16 protein-coding genes and 1 other annotated feature are annotated in these 21,632 nt (G+C 40.4%); of the genes, 14 read left to right on the forward strand and 2 right to left on the reverse strand.

Annotated elements, in window-relative coordinates:
* Positions 1–538 precede the first annotated feature (538 nt).
* The 3 genes from lonB to yihA all read left to right on the forward strand — a co-directional run bounded on the left by lonB (position 539) and on the right by yihA (position 5,303).
* Positions 539–2,206, forward strand: a complete 1,668-nt coding sequence (lonB, locus tag IHV11_RS03785) for an ATP-dependent protease LonB (protein WP_197131389.1) — start codon at positions 539–541, stop codon at positions 2,204–2,206.
* Between the two features lie 194 nt (positions 2,207–2,400).
* Positions 2,401–4,719, forward strand: a complete 2,319-nt coding sequence (gene lon / locus IHV11_RS03790; protein ID WP_197189533.1) for an endopeptidase La — start codon at positions 2,401–2,403, stop codon at positions 4,717–4,719.
* Positions 4,716–5,303, forward strand: a complete 588-nt coding sequence (gene yihA, locus IHV11_RS03795; RefSeq protein WP_197131383.1) for a ribosome biogenesis GTP-binding protein YihA/YsxC — start codon at positions 4,716–4,718, stop codon at positions 5,301–5,303. Before lon ends, yihA begins: the two co-directional genes overlap by 4 nt.
* Before the next feature lie 430 nt (positions 5,304–5,733).
* Here the strand turns inward: yihA and IHV11_RS03800 are convergent, their stop codons facing one another.
* On the reverse strand, positions 5,734–6,210 hold the full coding sequence (locus IHV11_RS03800) for a LiaI-LiaF-like domain-containing protein (RefSeq protein ID WP_197189532.1): 477 nt from the start codon (positions 6,208–6,210) through the stop codon (positions 5,734–5,736).
* 234 nt (positions 6,211–6,444) lie between these two features.
* Between IHV11_RS03800 and hemA the strand changes: the two genes are divergently transcribed.
* The 9 genes from hemA (at position 6,445) to ysxE (ending at position 16,395) form a co-directional block, all read left to right on the forward strand.
* Entirely contained in the window at positions 6,445–7,812 is a 1,368-nt protein-coding gene (hemA, locus tag IHV11_RS03805; protein WP_197193746.1) for a glutamyl-tRNA reductase, read from the forward strand.
* Between the two features lie 38 nt (positions 7,813–7,850).
* Positions 7,851–8,669 (forward strand): cytochrome C assembly family protein, encoded by an 819-nt coding sequence (locus tag IHV11_RS03810; protein WP_197131374.1) that lies wholly within the window; start codon positions 7,851–7,853, stop codon positions 8,667–8,669.
* Between the two features lie 19 nt (positions 8,670–8,688).
* Positions 8,689–9,621: a hydroxymethylbilane synthase gene (gene hemC / locus IHV11_RS03815; RefSeq protein ID WP_197193747.1), complete on the forward strand. Its 933-nt coding sequence runs from the start codon at positions 8,689–8,691 to the stop codon at positions 9,619–9,621.
* Entirely contained in the window at positions 9,621–10,373 is a 753-nt protein-coding gene (locus tag IHV11_RS03820; RefSeq protein WP_197193748.1) for a uroporphyrinogen-III synthase, read from the forward strand. Before hemC ends, IHV11_RS03820 begins: the two co-directional genes overlap by 1 nt.
* A 1-nt stretch (position 10,374) precedes the next feature.
* A complete protein-coding gene (hemB, locus tag IHV11_RS03825) occupies positions 10,375–11,346 on the forward strand; it encodes a porphobilinogen synthase (RefSeq protein ID WP_197193749.1) in 972 nt (323 codons plus the stop codon).
* 16 nt (positions 11,347–11,362) lie between these two features.
* Positions 11,363–12,649: a glutamate-1-semialdehyde 2,1-aminomutase gene (gene hemL, locus IHV11_RS03830; protein WP_197193750.1), complete on the forward strand. Its 1,287-nt coding sequence runs from the start codon at positions 11,363–11,365 to the stop codon at positions 12,647–12,649.
* A gap of 145 nt (positions 12,650–12,794) precedes the next feature.
* The gene (locus IHV11_RS03835; RefSeq protein ID WP_197193751.1) at positions 12,795–14,393 is read left to right on the forward strand and encodes a LysM peptidoglycan-binding domain-containing protein; all 1,599 of its coding nucleotides are present in this window, start codon (positions 12,795–12,797) and stop codon (positions 14,391–14,393) included.
* Positions 14,394–14,407: 14 nt separating this feature from the next.
* Positions 14,408–15,325 (forward strand): hypothetical protein, encoded by a 918-nt coding sequence (locus tag IHV11_RS03840; protein ID WP_197193752.1) that lies wholly within the window; start codon positions 14,408–14,410, stop codon positions 15,323–15,325.
* A complete protein-coding gene (ysxE, locus tag IHV11_RS03845) occupies positions 15,322–16,395 on the forward strand; it encodes a spore coat protein YsxE (RefSeq protein WP_197193753.1) in 1,074 nt (357 codons plus the stop codon). The genes IHV11_RS03840 and ysxE overlap by 4 nt, the downstream gene beginning before the upstream one ends.
* 308 nt (positions 16,396–16,703) lie before the next feature.
* Here ysxE and IHV11_RS03850 read toward each other — a convergent pair whose 3' ends face one another.
* Complete coding sequence (locus IHV11_RS03850) at positions 16,704–16,898, reverse strand: hypothetical protein (RefSeq protein WP_066396554.1); 195 nt, start codon at positions 16,896–16,898, stop codon at positions 16,704–16,706.
* A 169-nt stretch (positions 16,899–17,067) separates the two neighbouring features.
* Positions 17,068–17,290 (forward strand) — a binding site (T-box leader).
* A 265-nt stretch (positions 17,291–17,555) separates the two neighbouring features.
* On the opposite strand from IHV11_RS03850, the gene IHV11_RS03855 reads away from it, so the two are divergent.
* Entirely contained in the window at positions 17,556–20,204 is a 2,649-nt protein-coding gene (locus tag IHV11_RS03855; protein WP_197193754.1) for a valine--tRNA ligase, read from the forward strand.
* Positions 20,205–20,279: 75 nt separating this feature from the next.
* Positions 20,280–21,578, forward strand: coding sequence for a bifunctional folylpolyglutamate synthase/dihydrofolate synthase (locus IHV11_RS03860; RefSeq protein ID WP_231620185.1), 1,299 nt, complete (start codon positions 20,280–20,282; stop codon positions 21,576–21,578).
* Positions 21,579–21,632: the final 54 nt, after the last annotated feature.

Genomic DNA, 21,632 nt, shown 5'->3' on the forward strand with positions numbered 1-21,632 from the left:
TAAGCCAAATTTAAAGCAGTATTTTTTTCTGAATGCTGTTTTTCGTAGCTTTGTTGCCTTTGGAAGTGTAGATTTCCGTTCCAGGTTTGCTCGCTTTCCACGGGGCAGACGGTGAGCCACATTCGTTCGTTTGACTCTTAAGTGTCTCACCTGCCAGCCTGTCCCGTAGGAGTCTCGCAACCTCCACTCCAATCAACTGTCAAAGGAGAATATGACTTTGAAAGTGATAATCTTTTAGAGAATAGAGATCAGTTCGAAAATTGAGCGTGGTCGTTCAGACCATACAAGCAAAAGTTGGATGGGCTAGGAAGGCGCACTATGCCTTCATGACTGTTTAACTTTTGACCTCGGTGGGCTAGTCACTGCAACTAGACAAAGACAAAGCCCCATGGAAAGCGAGCAAGTGTGAGCGAAAATCAACTACTTTTAAAATTATCAGTGTATGTGAAAATTGTCTTTTTAAAAGGTTGACCGTTTAGTTCACCACCTCCTCGGAGATACTATGATTATCACTACATAGGTACCGGGAGGAAAAACAATGAACTGGACTGGCATAGCATTACTTATTCAATTATTCTTTGGGATTGTTATCGGGCTATATTTTTGGAACTTGCTGCGTAACCAGCGTTCTCAAAAAGTAAGTGTGGATAAAGAATCGAGAAAAGAGATGGAGCAGCTTAGAAGAATGCGTTCGATCTCCCTATCAGAACCTCTGTCTGAACGTGTTCGACCTGGAAAGTTTGAAGATATCATCGGACAAGAAGATGGAATAAAAGCGTTGAAAGCTGCTTTATGTGGACCGAATCCTCAGCATGTTATCGTTTACGGCCCTCCAGGAGTGGGGAAGACAGCAGCAGCACGATTAGTATTAGAAGAAGCGAAACGAAATCAGTCATCTCCTTTTCGTTCTACAGCAGTTTTCGTAGAATTGGATGCTACGACTGCTCGTTTTGACGAGCGAGGCATTGCGGATCCATTGATTGGCTCTGTGCATGATCCGATCTACCAAGGTGCTGGAGCTATGGGACAGGCGGGAATTCCTCAGCCGAAGCAAGGGGCTGTTACGAATGCGCATGGCGGTGTTCTTTTTATAGATGAGATCGGTGAACTTCATCCTATACAAATGAACAAGTTACTCAAAGTTCTAGAGGATCGTAAGGTTTTTTTAGAAAGTGCTTATTATTCGGAAGAGAATGCGAACATACCTCATCATATTCATGATATCTTCCAAAATGGTCTGCCTGCAGATTTCCGAATGATTGGTGCTACTACTCGTATGCCGGAAGAAATCCCTCCTGCAATTCGTTCTAGGTGTCTAGAAGTGTTCTTTAGAGAATTGCAGCCAGCTGAAATTGAGCAGATCGCTAAAAGAGCAGCTGATAAGATTCAGTTAGGGATTGATGATGAATCATTATCATACATGGCCCAATATGCTAGAAATGGTCGTGAAGCAGTTAATATGATTCAAATTGCAGCAGGGTTAGCGATCACCGAACAACGAAAAAACATCACAAAGAGCGATGTAGAGTGGGTAACTCACTCAAGTAGAATGGCTCCAAGACCAGAAAGGAAAATTGGAGTCAAACCAAAGATTGGCTTAGTGAATGGTCTTGCTGTATACGGTCCAACAAGCGGAGCGCTGCTTGAGATTGAAACAACCGTACTTCCTGCAAAGAAACAAGGTTCCATTACGATAACAGGAATAGCAGAAGAAGAGAGTATCGGTAATCAATCGAAGTCTATTCGAAGAAAAAGTATGGCAAAAGGTTCAGTGGAAAACGTTATTACAGTACTTCGTTACATGGGAGTAGATGCATCCATGTATGATATCCACGTGAACTTTCCAGGCGGTGGCCCGGTAGACGGTCCATCAGCAGGTATAGCGATCGCATCTTCCATCTACTCAGCTATTCACAACATTAAAATAGATCATGAAATCGCAATGACAGGTGAGATCAGCATACATGGTAAAGTGAAACCAGTCGGTGGAGTGATGGCGAAGATACTAGCTGCGAAAGATGCAGGTGCAAAACGTGTTCTTATCCCGTTTGAGAACAACCAAAAGATTTTCGATACGATTGAAGACGTAGAGATCATTCCAGTAAAAAAACTTTCAGAAGTATTTCAACACGCATTTTTAGATGACGGTGAAGAGCAATCTATTCCTGCGTCTGCTGCCTTAAACTCCCCTCCTTCTTCTGTATAAGGAGAAGTAGGGAGTTTCTTTTTGTTAGGAAAATAGGATGATAAAAAATTTCTATTAGGCTAGGAGAACGTTTTATTAGGAGTTTTCTAACAATCCGAAGCTTACATTAGACAAAGTTAAGCATTATCGGTAGAATTGTACAAAGACTAAGCATATAATTAATGATTACATAGCAGTTTTCGGAGGTGTTTTTAATGGGGGAAAAACGAGTTCTTCCGCTCCTCCCTCTTCGCGGATTGTTGGTCTATCCAACAATGGTACTTCATTTAGATGTAGGAAGAGAAAAATCTATTCAAGCGCTTGAAAAAGTGATGCTTGATGATCAGATGATCTTTCTATCTACTCAAAAAGAAGTTTCTATTGAAGATCCAGCACAAGAGGAAATTTATCATGTAGGAACGTTGTCAAAAGTAAATCAGATGCTCAAACTGCCTAATGGCACGATCAGAGTACTTGTCGAAGGTATTAAACGCGGAGAAATTACTTCGTTCACGGACGAGAAGACCCATGTAGAAGTAGAAGTTGAACTAACAGATGATATTGAAGTGAAAGAAGCCGAAACGGAAGCTCTTATGAGAGCTGTTCTGGCTCAATTCGAACAATACATAAACCTATCGAAAAAAGTAACGCCTGAAACCCTTGCCTCAGTTCAAGATATTACCGAACCAGGACGCTTGGCTGATGTTATTTCTTCACATCTTTCTTTAAAAATCAAAGAAAAGCAAAAAATCCTAGAGATCTTTGATGTGAAAGAAAGACTTGAACACTTACTGGACCTTTTAAACAATGAAAAAGAAGTGCTAGGTCTAGAAAAGAAAATCGGTCAACGCGTTAAAAAGGCGATGGAAAAAACGCAAAAAGAATATTATTTGCGCGAACAGATGAAAGCGATCCAAAAAGAGCTAGGTGATAAAGAAGGCAAAGTTGGTGAAGTGAGTACGCTCAAAGAACGTATTGAATCTTCTGATATGCCTGAGACGGTCATGGAACTTGCAAAAAAAGAACTTGACCGCTATGAAAAGATGCCTAATTCTTCAGCTGAGAGCTCTGTTATCAGAACATATATCGAGTGGCTTGTTAATCTACCTTGGAAACAAGAAACGATTGATAATCTGGATATTCCACATGCGGAAACAGTTCTTAATGAAGATCATTATGGTCTTGAAAAAGTGAAGGATAGAGTCTTAGAATATCTTGCTGTTCAGAAGCTGACAAATTCACTAAAAGGGCCGATCCTTTGTTTAGTAGGACCTCCAGGGGTTGGTAAGACATCGTTAGCAAGGTCGATCGCACGTGCAATCGGCAGAAATTTTGTGAGAATTTCTCTTGGCGGTGTGCGAGACGAAGCTGAGATTAGAGGGCATCGAAGAACATATGTTGGTGCGATGCCAGGCCGATTGATTCAAGGTATGAAGAAAGCGGGAACGATAAATCCTGTGTTCTTGCTTGATGAGATCGATAAGATGTCGAGTGATTTTAGAGGAGATCCTTCCTCTGCGATGCTCGAAGTGCTGGATCCTGAACAGAATAGTACCTTCAGCGATCATTATATCGAAGAGCCGTACGATCTATCTAAAGTCATGTTCGTTACGACAGCAAACTCGCTTTCAACAATTCCAGGTCCGTTATTAGATAGAATGGAAGTTATTTCGATCGCTGGTTATACAGAGGTTGAAAAGCTGCATATTTCTAAAAATCACTTGATTCCAAAACAGTTGAAAGAACATGGATTAAAGAAAAGCCAGATACAGTTCAAGGATGATTCTATTCTAAAGCTGGTTCGTAATTATACACGTGAAGCGGGTGTGCGTAATCTTGAGCGGCAAATTGCAGGATTATGCAGAAAAGCAGCGAAGCAAATTGTATCATCTGAAAAGAAAAAGGTTGTACTTTCTGCTAAAAACCTTGAAGATTATCTTGGTAAGCCCCGTTTCCGCTATGGTCAAGCAGAACTTGAAGACCAAATTGGTGCTGCGACGGGATTAGCTTATACGACAGCAGGCGGAGATACTCTCTCCATCGAGGTAGCACTATCACCTGGTAAGGGCAAACTGATCTTAACGGGTAAGTTAGGTGATGTTATGAAAGAATCTGCTCAAGCTGCGTTAAGCTACGTTCGCACGAAAGTGGAAGAGCTGGGAATCGACCATGATTTCTATGAAAAAACAGATATTCATATACATGTTCCTGAAGGAGCAACACCAAAGGATGGTCCTTCGGCAGGAATAACCATTGCTACAGCATTAGTATCAGCACTAACGAAAAAGCCAGTTAGAAAAGATGTGGGGATGACCGGGGAGATTACGCTCAGAGGACGTGTGTTGCCAATTGGTGGTTTGAAAGAAAAATCATTAAGTGCGCATCGAGCAGGAATCAAAACCATCATCCTTCCGAAAGAAAACGAGAAAGACATTGAAGATATTCCACAATCGGTTAAAGAGGGATTATCTTTTATAACCGTATCTCATTTAGATGAGGTATTAAAAGTTGCATTAGCAGGTGATAGAAAGTGAAAGTAAATACAGCGGAAATCGTAATATCGGCAGTCGGACCAAAACAATATCCGGAAGGCAATCTTCCGGAGATTGCTTTGGCAGGACGCTCGAATGTAGGGAAATCTTCTTTTATTAATAAGATGATTCACAGAAAAAATTTAGCACGTACGTCTTCAAAACCTGGGAAAACTCAGACGTTAAACTTTTATATCCTAAATGAAAGTTTTTATTTTGTAGATGTACCTGGCTATGGTTTTGCTAAAGTGTCAAAAACAGAAAGAGAAGCTTGGGGCAAGATGATTGAGCAGTATCTCGTTGAACGCGATCAGTTAAAAGCAGTTGTTCAACTTGTTGACCTTAGACATGCTCCATCAAAAGATGATGTTTTAATGTACGATTGGTTAAAATATCATGAGCTTCCTGTTATTGTGGTCGCTACGAAAAGTGACAAGATCCCAAAAGGAAAATGGGATAAGCATAAAAAAGTAGTCAAGGAAACATTAAACATGGACAAGAGCGATAAGATCGTACTCTTCTCATCTGAAACCGGACAAGGAAAAGATGAAGCGTGGGGCGTACTGAATTCTTATCTATCTAAATAATGACTCTTATAAAAGTTTTCAGCAAAAGGCCTCAATACTAAAAGGTTTCATGTTTAGATGCTTTAGAGGTTTTCTTTTTCTCTACTTTGCAAGTTGATTGAAGGGGAAGGTTGCCGACTCCTATGGGACGAGCGGTCAGGTGGAGACTCCTAAGGGCGCGAAGCGGCAGTCCGAAAAGTGGAAGTGACTCGTTCAGCCCCGACAAGCAAAAGGGAAATGGGCTTGGAAGGCGCACTTTGCCTTCTTGACTGTTTACCTTTTGACCTAGAGGGGCTAGTCACTGCAACTAGACAGGAGGCTCACCGTTCGCCCCATGGAAAGCGTGCAACCTGGAGCGAAAATCAACTACTATAGGGTACTTCTGCTTATGTGAAAACAGCCTGAACTAAAAACCCTCTATGTTTTTAAAAACATAGAGGGTTTTGTGTTTCTATTTCTTTTTAAAGAACATAAGATAAGCCCCGATGACCATTAAAATAATCGGCCAAAAATCTTCAGCTTTAACAAATATATTTTCTACAGAAGGGGTATTACTCTTAAAGAAGAGCAACCATAGGGCTAAAAGCGATAACAATAACCCGGGGATAAGCCCTTCTTTTGTTTTTCGATACTGAATCAGAAATGATACACCTGCTAGTAAAACGATAACAGGAAGTGGTTCAGGCCATGTCGCAACTTTTGTAGCAGCATGAAAATGTACGCCTAGCCCAGTCAAGAATACACCTGAGAACATACTTGAAGAATCTTTTCCGGATCCAGATTGGAAAAGAAGAGCTACCCCAATGATGATTAGTATACTTGGCCATGTGAGATACGGTTGTAGCAGTTCAATGTTCATTCTATTAGCAAAATAGAATAATCCAATTCCGAGTAAAATGATGCCGCTGAATGTGTTTCTTTGTTTCATAATGCCTCCATCTTAAACGTAAACCTTTGCTAAATTGGTCGATTTTTGTTATTTTTAATATTGGTGCTAAGTTTTAGTAATTATGGTTATCCTAAAACTGCTATACACGCACCAAAAAGATAATAAATACATCATAGCATAAACGTTTAAATTCTGTTCACATTATTGGATATTCCGTATTTTGGGACATGTTATAATTAGTAAAGAACATACATAATTAAGGGAGGTGAGCGCATGCATATTCTAGTGGTTGGACTTAATTACAAAACGGCACCCGTAGAAATTCGGGAAAAAGTTTCTTTTCAGCCCGCTGAATTAACGGATGCGATCTCTACACTCCGAAAACAAAAAAGTATACTTGAATGTGTAATCGTTTCAACGTGCAACCGTACTGAGATCTATGCTGTTGCCGATCAGCTTCATACCGGAAGATACTACATCAAATCTTTTTTGGCGGACTGGTTTTCAATTGATAAAGAAGAACTTTCACCATTCTTGAGCATCAGAGACGGGGAAGCAGCTGTCGAGCATCTTTTTCGTGTAGCTGCTGGCTTGGATTCTATGGTGATCGGTGAAACACAAATCCTTGGTCAAGTAAGGGATGGGTTCTTAGAATCACAAAAACTTGATGCAACAGGGACCATATTTAATAAACTCATGAAACAAGCGATCACATTTGCGAAGAGATGTCATTCAGAGACGGATATCGGTGAAAATGCGGTATCGGTTAGCTATGCAGCTGTCGAACTCGCTAAAAAAATCTTTGGTGGTTTGCAAAATAAAACCATCTTAATCGTTGGTGCAGGTAAGATGGGTGAGCTTACAGCGAAACATCTGCATGCGAGTGGAGGAAATGAAGTACTTGTTATTAACCGAACTTTTGAAAAGGCACAAGAGGTAGCTAAAAAGTTTCATGGTAAAGCATATCCTTTTGAAGATCTTGAAAGTTTGCTCATTAAGGCAGATATCGTGATTTCTTCCACGGGTGCTAGTGAATTTGTCATTACAAAGAAAATGGCCGCACCTGCTATTAAAAAACGTAAAGGTCTTCCATTGTTCATGGTAGATATTGCAGTACCTCGTGACCTAGATCCTGAGCTTCATGATTTAGACAGTGTTTTTCTTTATGATATCGATGACTTAGAAGGGATCGTAGAGTCTAATCTTGCTGAACGAATGAAAGAAGCGGAAAAGATTGAGATTATGATCGAAGCTGAAATTGTAGCTTTCCAATCTTGGATTTCAATGCTGGGTGTAGTACCGTTAATTTCTGCATTACGCGAAAAGGCATTAAACATTCAAGCTGAAACCATGCAAAGCATCGAGCGCAAGCTGCCGGATCTTACGGATCGGGAAAGAAAAATTTTAAGCAAACATACGAAGAGTATCGTGAATCAATTGCTTCGTGATCCTGTGACTCGAGCCAAAGAGATGGCTGGTGAACCAGGAGCTGAAGAACAGTTGCAATTATTTACCGAAATTTTCGGACTCGAAGATTATTTGGATAAACAGAAGCAGTTGGAAACAGCATTTGCTGCAAACGTCGAAGAGAAGTCTTCACTAACAGATGAAGTGGTTCCTTCGGCTGTAGTAAGAACTTAAGCTCTCGTTTCCCTCGAGCTCATGGAGTGTGAGCAAAAATGAATTGGATATATGATCTTACAATCGTTCTATATGCACTTAGCATCATAGGCTATTTTATAGATTTTCTTCAAAACAACCGGAAAGCAAATCGATTTGCTTTCTGGTTGCTTTCTATTGTCTGGGTACTTCAAACGGTCTTTTTTGTGTTAAGGATGCTGAAAGATCAACGGTTTCCAATATTAACACCCTCGGAAGGCCTGTTTTTTTATGCATGGATCCTCGTGACGTTCTCAGTTGTCATGAGCAGGTTTTTCCGTGTTGATTTTCTCGTGTTTTTTACGAACATTCTTGGTTTCTTGCTCGTCTCGATCCACTTGTTTGCTCCAACAGGACAAGCTAGTGCAGTGATTGAGAAACAGCTGATCTCAGAATTATTAATCATTCATATAACGATGGCTTTTATCTCTTATGGAGCATTCTCACTCTCCTTCATATTCTCGTTCATGTACCTGCTACAGCATGGCATGTTGAAGCGAAAGAAATGGAGCAAAAGGCTGCAGCGTTTTGGGAGTCTATCATACTTAGAGAAACTTTCTTTTCGATTGAATACGATCGGAGTGCCGCTGCTCTTGCTTAGTCTAATATTGGGAGTCGTATGGGCATTCTGGAAAATAAGTGACTTTACACTTCTTGATGCCAAAGTCATCTCGTCATTTATTGTCCTTTTGGTTTACAGTACTTACCTCTATCAAAAGGTTGGAAGAGGTGTGCAAGGTAAAACGTTAGCGCTTTGGAACGCTGCTGCCTTCCTAGTCGTTTTGATCAACTACTTTTTAGCGTCAACGTTTACTGAATTTCACCTTTGGTATAAGTAAAGAATAGGAGATTCATATCATGAGAAAAATTATAGTAGGTTCAAGAAGAAGTAAATTAGCGATCACACAAACAAATTGGGTGATCGATCAATTAAAAAAATCAGGAATGCCTTTTGAGTTTGAAGTAAAAGAGATCGTAACAAAAGGTGATATCATTCTTGATGTTACGCTCTCAAAAGTAGGCGGAAAAGGTTTATTCGTCAAAGAAATCGAACAAGCGATGTTAGATAAAGAGATTGATATTGCCGTTCACAGCATGAAAGATATGCCTTCTGAACTTCCTGAGGGGCTCGAGATCGGCTGTACTCCTAAACGTGTTGATCCGAGAGATGCTCTAATATCTGAAAAGTATTCGTCGTTAAGAGAGCTCCCTGCAGGTGCAATTGTTGGGACAAGCTCACTAAGAAGAGCTGCACAGGTTTTAAACAGACGTCCAGATCTAACGATTAAATCTATTCGAGGTAATATCGATACTCGTCTTAACAAATTAAAGTCCGGTGAGTTCGATGCGATCATACTAGCAGCTGCAGGACTTGAAAGAATGGGTTGGTCTACAGATGTTGTAACCGAATACTTGGACATTGACCTGTGTCTCCCTGCTGTAGGACAAGGTTCATTAGCTATTGAGTGCAGAAGTGAAGATCTTGAAGTAAAAGAATTATTAGCTACACTGAACGATGCTTATACGTTTGACACAGTTTTAGCAGAACGCTCTTTCCTGAACACGTTAGAAGGCGGCTGCCAAGTTCCAATCGCGGCATTTGCTACGATGGATGAGAACCAAGAAGTTTCTTTAACGGGTCTTGTTGCAGATCCTGAAGGAAAAACGGTATTAAAAGAAATGAAATCAGGCAAGGACCCGCACCGTGTGGGTGTAGAGTTAGCCGAAGAATTAAAGATATTAGGTGCGAAAACAATACTAGATGCAGTGAAAAAGGATTTAAATACGTAATGAATACTTCTATAGGACCATTAGCAGGTAAGCGAATACTTGTTACACGGCCGAAAGAGCAGGCAGAGCCATTGATCTCACTTATTCAAGAGAACGCTGGCGTCCCTCTTTCTTTTCCTATTGTATCTATTAATGGTGTAAGAAACGATGATTCACAGTCTACGTTGAAAAATCTGTCGTCTTTTCAATGGATTGTTTTTACGAGCAAAAATGGAGTAGACTACTTTTTTCAATTGATTCATGATTATAACGTTTCACTAAATAGTGTTAAGTTTGCAGCAGTTGGTGAAAAAACAGCTGAATCATTAAGAGATAGAGGAATCACGACTATTCTTGTGCCTGAACATTATCATGCAGAAAGCCTAGTGAAGACGTTAAAAAACCACGTCTTAGCTCATGAAAGAGTTCTATTTCCAAAAGGAAATCTAGCTCCATCTTTTATTAAAGAAGAGTTGAAAGAAACAGCATTTGTTGAAGAATTAGTTGTTTACAAAACTGAATCAGAAGACCATTTAGATTGGTCGCTCGTGTATCAAGCTGATTGCCTGTTTTTTATGAGCCCTTCTGCCGTAACCTTCTTAAGTAAAGGGTTAAACACAGAGGAAGTCTATAAGAAGCCTGTGATCTGTGTTGGGCCGACAACGAAAAGTGCTGCAGAAAAATACGGGTTTCATCATGTATTAATGCCTAAACAATTTACCGCAGAAGATATGGTGAACTGTGCCATCTCTTATTTTCAAGGAGGAAGTTAATATGAATTTTCAGCGTCATCGCCGTTTAAGAAAATCAGCATCCATGCGTTCACTAGTGCGTGAAACGCATCTTCATGTCTCTGACTTTATCTATCCATTGTTCTTTGTTGAAGGAGAGAACGTCAAAAAAGAAGTACCTTCCATGCCAGGTGTGTATCATCTATCATTGGACCTTCTTCAAGAAGAGGTAAAAGAAATTGAAAGTCTTGGTATTCAGTCTATTATCGTTTTTGGAGTACCTGCAGAAAAAGACGAATGCGGAAGCTCAGCTTATGATCATAATGGAATTGTACAGAATGCAATCTCACAAATTAAAGAAGTTGCCCCATCACTTACTGTGATAGCAGACACATGTTTATGCCAATTTACAGATCATGGACACTGCGGTGTGATTGAAAATGGTGAAGTATTGAATGATGAAACCTTGACGCTTCTTGCAAAAACAGCTGTCTCACAGGCGAAAGCTGGAGCAGATATCATCGCACCTTCAAACATGATGGATGGTTTTGTTGCTGCGATCAGACAAGGGCTTGATGAAGCAGGTTTCTATGATGTTCCGATCATGTCTTACGCAGTTAAATATGCATCATCCTTTTATGGTCCGTTCCGTGATGCAGCTCATAGCACACCACAATTCGGTGATAGAAAAACGTATCAGATGGATCCGGCGAACCGACTTGAAGCTCTCAGAGAGGCAGAATCAGACGTCGCTGAAGGCGCTGACTTCTTAATGGTAAAACCAGCTCTTTCTTACCTAGATATTCTAAGAGAGTTAAAAGACATGTACCCTCTTCCACTAGTGGCTTACAACGTGAGTGGAGAATATTCCATGATTAAAGCAGCTGCTATGAACGGATGGGTAGATGAGAAAAGCATCGTACTTGAGAAACTGATCTCTATGAAACGAGCAGGAGCAGACTTAATTATTACGTATTTTGCCAAAGATGCTGCAAGATGGCTGAATGAAAAATAAGGAAAGAGGTGTTGGTATGAGAAGCTTTGAAAAATCGATAGCTGCTTTTCAAGAAGCGAAAGAAGTTATGCCTGGAGGCGTTAACAGTCCTGTACGTGCATTTAAATCTGTAAAAATGGATCCTGTATTTATGGAACGCGGAAAAGGGTCAAAGATTTATGATATCGATGGTAACGAATATATCGATTATGTATTGTCATGGGGACCCTTAATTCTTGGACATGCTGACGATCAAGTAGTGGAGGCACTTAAGCAAACTGCTGAGCTCGGAACAAGTTTTGGTGCTCCGAATGAAATGGAAACGAAGCTTGCAAAGCTTGTAATCGATCGTGTTCCATCGATCGAAGTTGTACGTATGGTTAACTCAGGTACAGAAGCTACGATGAGTGCACTTCGTTTAGCGCGAGGATACACAGGACGAAGTAAGATCGTTAAATTTGAAGGCTGCTACCACGGACACGGTGACTCCTTATTGATCAAAGCAGGCTCTGGTGTAGCAACACTTGGACTGCCAGATTCTCCTGGGGTTCCAGAAGGTATCGCACAGAACACGATCACTGTTCCATACAATGACCTTGAGAGTTTGCAAGTCGCATTTAATCAATTTGGAGAAGATATTGCTTGTGTGATTGTAGAACCAGTCGCAGGTAACATGGGTGTAGTCCCTCCACAAAAAGGATTTTTAGAAGGTATTCGTAAAATAACTGAACAACACGGCTCTTTATTAATCTTTGACGAAGTAATGACAGGCTTCCGAGTGGATTATGAATGTGCACAAGGTTATTTTGGAGTAACACCAGACCTAACATGTCTAGGTAAAGTAATTGGTGGGGGTCTACCTGTTGGAGCTTATGGTGGAAAACGAGAGATCATGGAACAAATCGCGCCGAGCGGACCGATCTATCAAGCAGGAACGTTATCAGGAAATCCTCTTGCGATGGCTGCCGGGTATGCTACCCTTTCGCAACTTACAAAAGAAAGTTACACATATTTTCAAAAACTAGGAGATCGACTAGCTTCTGGAATTTCTGAAGCCGCTGAACAATATGGTGTGGCACATACGATCAACCGTGCAGGCAGCATGATCGGCTTTTTCTTCACGAATCAAGATGTGATTAACTACGACACTGCTAAGCAATCCAACTTGGATCACTTTAACGCTTGCTTCAAAACGATGCTACAAGAAGGTATCTCGCTGCCTCCTTCACAATTTGAAGGATTATTCTTATCTACTGCTCATACAGAAGAAGATATTGATAAAACAGTTGCAGCGTTCAGAAAGGCTTTTTCACAATTAAAATAGTCATTTTTTGTAGCGTCCGCTAACTTCAGCGGACGCTATTTTTGTTTTTTAAGAAAGCTGTTACCTAATAAAAATCATATTTCGTCCTGTTCCCTCATACACCTATATTGTATAACTATATGCAACCTGAAAGGAGGAGAAGGGCATGAGTCAATCGAAGCTGCGTTTCTCCATTGAGGAGTCTGTTTGGCTAAAGAAGGGACAGGAAGTAGCTGAAGTTTTGTCGATGTCACTAGATCCTGAGATTCGTATTACAGAGGAAGCCGGACAGGTTTATATCAAGGGAGCCCTGATTTTAAATGGCAGATACCGGTCAGAAAAACAAGAACAGACTGAGGGAGTATCAGATCATAATACGCTCTCTGAGAGTATGTCTTACCGCTCTCTTACACAACTGAACGTTGCAGAAGATGGGATGACAGATCTTGTGCATCGTTTTCCAGTCGATATTACCATCCCATCTTATCGTGTAGAGGATTCTAATGAGGTAAAAGTGGAAGTCGAATCGTTTGAATATGAACTTCCGAATTCTACATGCTTTGAACTTTCGGCATCGATCTGTATTTACGGGATTAAAGATGAGAAACAGCGTCAGGAAAGTCAATCATACGATCTTCCGAAAGAAGCGGTTAGAACGAGTGCCGCAGAAGAAAGGTCTGTACAAAAAGAAGAAAAACAAGATATTTTTACTCCTTTTCAGTTTGAAGCACGTCAAAGTGGCGGCGTACCTTCACAATCTTCACACCTTAATGAGTTTGCAGCAAGGTTTGATGAGAACGAAGCGGACGTTCGTGCTGAAAAGACAACACCGTTTGAATTTAAACCGCATTTTGAAGCACAAGATGATCGGACGATGGAAGCTACATTCGATTCGTTAAAAGCTATTGCGTTCTCGATGAACGATACAAGAAACAATGATGCTGCATCTATGGATGAACTGGCGGATTCTGATGAAGAGAATTCACAGCTTTATGGAGAGGTAGAGGAGATGGAAGAAAATAATAACTCAGATGCCTATGATCACGTAGAAGGTGATTATGAGAGCTATGATGCTTCATATCAAGAAGATGAAGCTAGCACCCAAACAAACCATCCTCAATATGAGCAAACTTACCAACAAGATGCGAACAGACCTTATTCATACAACCCATATCAGCAGCAGGAAGAATATCAGCAACCAGCTTCGTACCAAAATCAAGGTGGGTATCAGCAGCAGGAAGATGCTTACCAGCAACAAGTAACAAATCAACAACATGATGCTTACCAGCAGCAAGAAACGTATCAACAGTATGATGCTTATCAACAGCAATCCAATCAATACGGAAATTATCAATATCAGCAGAATGCTTCACAGCGTCCTTCATATGAGTATGGTGAACAATCTTATGAAGCTGAACAAGAATACGAGAATGCAAGTTACAACGGAGCAGAAGAACAGGAAGCAGCTTATGAATCCTACGATACGAGTTACGATGAATATGAGGCAGAAGCAGAGTCGATGGAAATGCATAAAGAACGTGAAGAGCCTAGAGACGAGAACGCTCTTTATTTAACAAAGATGCTATCTGCTAAAGAAGATCGTTTTTCTAAAATGAAAATGTACATTCTTCAGCGTGGAGATTCACTAGAACACATTTGTGAGAGATATGATATTTCATTGAACACTCTCATGCGTATGAACCAACTGCAGCAAGGTGAAGTAACCGAAGGACAGATCATATATATCCCAGTAAGTTCACGTTAAGTCGAGGTGCTATTATGGAGCTGATCAACACCTTAGAAAAGGAATATGAACTTTATGGGATGCGATGGAAAGAGAAACCTCATATCATCATGACTGATTACGGAGAGAAGCGTATCCGTTATTGGAGTGAGAGCGAGAGTATGAGATGGCACATAAGATGGCGCGATGAGTCCTCTAAGGGCTCAGGCGCTGTGCCAGATCGTATGATTCGTACTAAATCGGGTGAACCTGCCATAAAATATGGAAACAGGTGGCTCACTGTTCATGATCATACAGAAACATTGTATGGATGTGAAGATGTTGAACGTTGGGGACAGTTCATCGCCACATTACTAAATGCGGCAGTGTCTGTGAAAAATCAAGAGGTGTTCTTGAAACAAATCGAACCTCCTGTCTTTGATTTGAATCATTGTATGACGCTTACTCAAAAGTATTTAGAAGCTAACTTTCAATGTATGGTTACGAGTATAAAAGAGAGTAAGCAAAGATTGGAATTTTCTCGTGCTATAAAAAATAGAATGAGAAATCATGCATTACCTGTTCTTGATAAAGAGCTAAGCGTAAAAAATGGGAAGAAAATCTTTCACTTCTTATTTTATCAAGGTGGTGAATCTTTACCAGTAAAGGGGTATCTGCCACTTCGTAAGTTTATGGTAGAGTGGCTGGAACAAACCTCACCTTCTTCTTTAAAACGGCTGTTAACGGAGGTGAATAAGCATTTTTCTTTGGAACAAGAGCAAGGGTTGTTACTTTTAGCTGAGGTCGTTATGCCTTGGGAACTGTATGATTGCTTAGATCAATTAGATAACAGCTCCTTAGAAAGAATGATAGATGGCCTGAAAAGATATGAAGATTGCTGGGAAAAAAATCGAACATTGGTCAAAACAGTAACCGAATGGTTTGATGAAAAAAGAAGGAAGGTGGCCCTATGACAACGGAAAAAGATACATTAAATTACGGGCCCGTCCTTTTTCATTATGATCTATTTCCCGAGAAGTTAGAGCAGCATGGGAGAGTTAAGAAGGTCATAACGAAAAGGGGTACATTTGCACTGAAAGAAGCAGAGATGTCAGAGGATGAAAGAAGCTGGTTTACGCATGTGATCCAACGTCTTTCTGAGATAGGTTTTCATCAGGTCGTTCCTCTGTATCCTACAAAGTTTGGTGATTATACGGTTCAATTAGGATCAAGAACGTATTATTTAATGCCATGGTTTGCATCTGATGAAAGAAATGAGAGAGCGAAAGATGAAGTTCTTATCGATCACTTAGGAAAGATTCATGCGTTAACACTGAAGGAGCAAGACTTTTCAAATGAAGTGGTAGAACATTCGTATCAGTATCTCATGAACAGATGGGAAAATCGGCAATATGAGATGGAGAGATTTACGGAAGAAGCAGAACAGAAAACGTATATGTCTCCCTTTGAACTAACTTACCTTAGTCACTTTCATCAGATCATGAGAATGACAGAAGAAGCGAAAAGAAGATTGAAAGAATGGTATGAAACGTGTCAAAGAGAAAAACGCTACCGGAGCGTCCTTTGTCACGGTAAGGTTTCAAGGAATCACTTGATCTTTAACCCAACAGGTGAAGGCCATCTATTCAATTTTGAAAAGGCCGTTCTGGATACACCGATCAGAGACTTAGCCGTTTATTTTAGAAGAGCAGCTCATCAAAAGGAATGGTCTGCAGAAGAAGGAAAATCATTATTAGACCTTTATGAAAAACACGTACCCTTGCTAAACGAAGAAAGAGGATTATTAATTAGTTATTTATCTTATCCTGAACCTGTTTTTAATGCAGTGGATCTTTATTGCATGAAACGGAACGATTATTCTCAAATTGAAATGGTGCATAGGCTTGAGAGCAGAATAAGAGCCATGAAAAAAATCCGGGATTTTTGTGATGCGATTATGATGGCTCCCCCACCTGCACCTTTAGAGCAAACAGATTCTATTCCAACAAAAATTCACATAAATGATGAAGGAGATCACATATAACGACTATATGTGATCTTTTTTTGTTTTGGCAACCTATGCTGCTTCCTGAAAGTTTTTGATTTCTGTTCCAGGCTGCTCGCGGTGAGCCACATTCGTACGTGTTACTTTTAAGTATCTCACCTATCTATTTGCAGTGGCTAGCCCCTCGAGGTCAAAAGTTAAATGGACATGAAGGCAAAAAAGCGCGGCAGGAGGCTCACCGCACGCCCCATGGAAAGCGTGCAACCTGAAGCGGAAATTAACCACTTTCAGGTTACAATAATTTATACGAAAACAGCATTTGAGAAAAAACTTTGTAAAAATACATGTTAAAGAACATCATAAGCGAAACACACATGGAGGATCACTAAGGTTAAAAGGATGATAAAATCAACAGCAGATGGAAATAGTATCGTCCTTAAAAGCTGAAAGACAATAAGTGGCGCAGTCAATTGTCCGATTGTTTGTTTGAGTGTGACAAACCACCCAGGAAAACGTGTTTTTCGAAAATACTTTCTAGACAAAAGAAGCCCTCCATTCGCCCATTTTTTTATAATTTATGCAACAATATAATTAATGTGAAAGACAGGCTTTCACTAAAGGGCGATCAAAGGCATAGAATAACTTTTATAAGTTACGGTAATACTATTGACTAAAAACAGATAAGTTGTATAAAATATATTCAGATTCTATATTGTCGCGTAGACAGGGAATAGTACAACATAACACCTTTTAGAGAGAGGATTCATCTGCTGAAAGAATCCTTAAGGAATGTTAGTTGGAAGTCGCCCTTGAGCATCTTCTCTGAAACTCGAATTAGGAGAAGACGGTCCATCCGTTATTCATGAGTGTACAGCAAGTTTATTTAGACTTGCCGTAAATAAAGGTGGTACCGCGGAGTCCTTTCGTCCTTTTTGACGAAAGGGCTTTTTTGTTTTTTAAAAAGGCTGTTTTCGTAAACTTAGTTGCTTTAGGAAGTGTTGATTTCCGTTCCAGGCTGCTCACTTTCCACGGGGCAGGCGCTGAGCCACATTCGTACGTTTCACGTATAAGTGTCTCACCTGCCCGCCTGTCCCGTAGGAGTCTCGCACCTTCCACTCCAATCAACTGTCAAAAGTAGCAAGGAGTTAAAAGCAACAACCTTTAGAAAAGAGCGTATAGAAATAAAGGAGGAGAATAGAATGACGAACGAACAGAAAGAACTGACGATGCCAACGAAATATGATCCGAAGGCTACAGAAGAAAATCGTTATGATTTTTGGTTGAAAGGTAAATTTTTTGAAGCAAAGAGCGAAGAGGGTAAACAGCCGTATACGATCGTAATCCCACCTCCTAACGTTACAGGGAAACTACACCTCGGGCATGCATGGGACACAACGCTTCAAGACATCTTAACACGTACAAAACGTATGCAAGGATACGATGTTCTATGGCTGCCTGGGATGGATCATGCTGGTATTGCAACCCAAGCAAAAGTAGAAGGAAAGCTTCGTGAAGAGGGGATTTCTCGATACGATTTAGGCCGTGAAAAGTTTTTAGAGAAGTCGTGGGAATGGAAAGAAGAGTATGCAGAGTTTATTCGTAATCAATGGGCAAAATTAGGGCTCGGCCTAGATTATTCCCGTGAACGCTTTACATTAGATGAGGGATTGTCTGATGCAGTTAAAGAAGTTTTTGTTACCCTTTATGAAAAAGGCTTGATCTACCGTGGTGAATATATCATTAACTGGGATCCAAAGACGAAAACAGCTCTTTCTGATATTGAAGTTATCCACCAAGATGTTCAAGGTGCGTTCTATCATATGAAGTATCCACTAGCTGATGGATCTGGACATATCGAAGTAGCAACTACTCGCCCTGAGACGATGCTTGGTGATACAGCAATCGCTGTTCATCCGAAAGATGAACGTTATCAACACCTAATCGGCAAAAAAGCTATCCTCCCAATCGTTGGACGTGAGATCGAAATTGTTGGAGATGATTATGTTGATATGGAATTTGGTTCAGGAGCTGTAAAAATCACACCTGCTCATGATCCAAATGACTTTGAGATCGGAAACAGACACAACCTTGAGCGTATTCTTGTAATGGATGAAGGCGGTCAGATGAATGACAATGCTGGTGCTTACCAAGGACTCGACCGATTTGAGTGTCGAAAGCAGATCGTTAAAGATCTTCAAGAGCAAGGTATTTTGTTCAAGATTGAAGAGCATATTCATTCTGTTGGACACTCTGAACGAAGTGGAGCGGTTGTTGAACCATATCTTTCAACACAATGGTTTGTTAAGATGCAGCCTTTAGCAGACGAAGCGATCAAGCTTCAAAAAGGTGAAGATAAAATAAACTTTGTTCCTGATCGCTTCGAGAATACGTATATGCGTTGGATAGAAAACATTCGTGATTGGTGTATCTCGCGTCAACTTTGGTGGGGTCACAGAATCCCAGCATGGTTCCATAAAGAAACGGGAGAGATCTACGTTGGTAAAACGGAGCCGAAAGATCCCGAAAATTGGGAGCAGGATACAGATGTTCTTGACACGTGGTTCTCATCTGCTCTTTGGCCGTTCTCAACGATGGGATGGCCTGACGAAGAAGCTGCTGATTACAAGCGTTACTTCCCAGGAAATGTACTCGTAACAGGTTACGATATCATTACGTTCTGGGTTTCAAGAATGGTCTTCCAATCGATCGAATTTACGGAACAAAAGCCGTTTAACGATGTGCTGATTCACGGGCTCGTACGTGACTCCGAAGGAAGAAAGATGAGTAAATCACTCGGGAACGGTGTTGACCCGATGGATGTGATCGAGAAGTATGGCGCTGATGCTTTGCGTTTCTTCTTATCAACAGGAAGTTCACCAGGAAACGACCTTCGTTTTTATTGGGAAAAAGTAGAGTCTACTTGGAACTTTGCTAACAAGATCTGGAACGCATCTCGTTTTGCATTGATGAATATGGATGGTATGCAATACGATGAGATTGATCTAAGTGGAAAGAAATCATTAGCTGATCAATGGATTTTAACGCGATTGAATGAAACGGCAGAAGATATCACACGTTTGATCGATGCATACGAATTTGGAGAAGTGGGACGCCTGCTTTATAACTTTATCTGGGATGATCTTTGTGACTGGTATATCGAAATGGCGAAACTTCCACTCTATGGGGAAGATGAAGAAGCGAAGAAAACGACTCGTTCTGTTCTAGCGCATGTGTTAGACCAAACGCTAAGATTGCTTCATCCTTTCATGCCATTCATTACAGAAGAAATCTGGCAGCACTTGCCTCATAAAGGTGAATCGATCACTATTGCTTCTTGGCCAGAAAAGCGTGAAGATCTTCATTTCCCTGAAGCAGCAAAAGAATTTGCGCTGATTACAGAAGTGATCCGTTCAGTTCGTAACATCCGTTCTGAAATGAACGTTGCTCCGAGTAAGCCAGTTGAACTACAGATCAAACCAAAGAATAAAGAGATCCTTTCAGCACTCGAATCAAATCGTCATTATTTAGTGCGTTTCTGTAATCCAGGTGAACTTATCATCTCAGATGAGATCTCAGCACCTGAGAAGAGCATGAGTACGATTTTAACAGGTTTAGAAATGTACCTTCCACTTGAAGGGTTGTTAAATATCGATGAAGAAATTAAGAGACTTGAAAAAGAAGCTGAGAAATACGCGAAAGAAGTAGAGCGCGTACAGAAAAAATTAAGCAATGAAGGCTTTATGAAGAAAGCACCTGAAAAGGTTATAGAAGAAGAGCGTGCAAAAGAAGCGGATTATCAAGAGAAATATGATAACGTATTAGCGCGTATTAAAGAACTTCAAAGCTAACACATCATCTATATGAGGCGAATCCTTATTTCAGCAGGGATTCGCCTTCTTTATGGTTAGAAAGGCGGAATTAACTTGAATTCTTACAGTGAAGCACTAGAGTGGATTCATAGTTTATTGAAATTTGGTATAAAACCCGGTCTGAAACGAGTGGAATGGCTTTTAGAACGAACAGGCAACCCCGAAAAGAAGATAACGTGTATACATATTGCAGGCACGAATGGTAAGGGGTCAACTGTAGAATATATAAGAAGCATCATGAATAAAGCGGGTTATTCTGTAGGTACGTTCACATCTCCTTATCTCATTTCTTTCAATGAGAGGGTATCATTGAACAGGGTACCTATTGCAGACGAAGAACTGCTTCATTATGCAAGAATCGTGAAACCTCTTGTTGAAGAAGTTTCTTTAACCAATCTAGGAAGTCCTACCGAGTTTGAAGTGATCACCGTAATCTCACTTCTTTACTTCGCTGATAAACAGCCTGATATTGTTGTATATGAAACAGGGCTTGGGGGTCTTTACGATTCTACTAACGTAATAACACCGATATTAAGCCTCATTACAAACATAGGCTTTGATCATATGGGCATACTCGGTGAAACGTTAAAAGAGATTGCTTTTCAAAAGGCTGGGATCATCAAGCGTGGTGTACCCGTCATAACAACAGCAGATCAATCTGAAGCACGTGAAGTGATTGATCGTAAAGCGAAGGAAATGAATGCAGAGAACCATTACCTTGATCGTGATTTTTCTGTTGTACACGTAGAAAGTACAAATAGTGGTGAAAGATTTCTCTATACAGATTCTGAAGTTCTTAGAGGTATAGAACTTGAGATTTCTATGATGGGAACGCACCAAATTAAAAATGCTGGATTAGCAGTGGCAGCTGTTAAGCATTTAACAAGGTCTGGCAAGTTTAATATTTCGCTCTCTACGTTAATGGATGGACTTCGCGAAGCAATTTGGGCTGGAAGATTTGAAAAAGTATCACATTCACCCGATATAATAATTGATGGGGCTCATAACCAACAAGGTGTTGCAGCACTTAAACAAACACTGATCAATCATTATGGATCTAAGCGAATCTTTCTTTTGTTTGCGGCTTTGGAAGATAAGGCGTATGCAACGATGATGCAAGACTTGGTAAGTGTCGTGTACGAAGCGTGTTTTACATCCTTTGATTTTCCAAGAGCAGCCTCTGCGGAACAATTATTGGCAGAAAGCCCTCTGGAAAATTCATATAGCATCTCTTCTTGGAAAGAGGCATTGCAACATGTAAAAGACCAATTAGAGGAAGATGATATTCTCATCATTACAGGATCGCTCTACTTTATTTCAGAAATTAGAAAAACATTTACAAATTTGGAATAACATTTATTGTAATTTTTAGAACTTTTGATAAAATAAAAGATAATGAATTTGTCC

The organism is Fictibacillus sp. 26RED30, assembly GCF_015903845.1.
GTDB classification, from domain to species: Bacteria; Bacillota; Bacilli; order Bacillales; family Fictibacillaceae; genus Fictibacillus; species Fictibacillus phosphorivorans.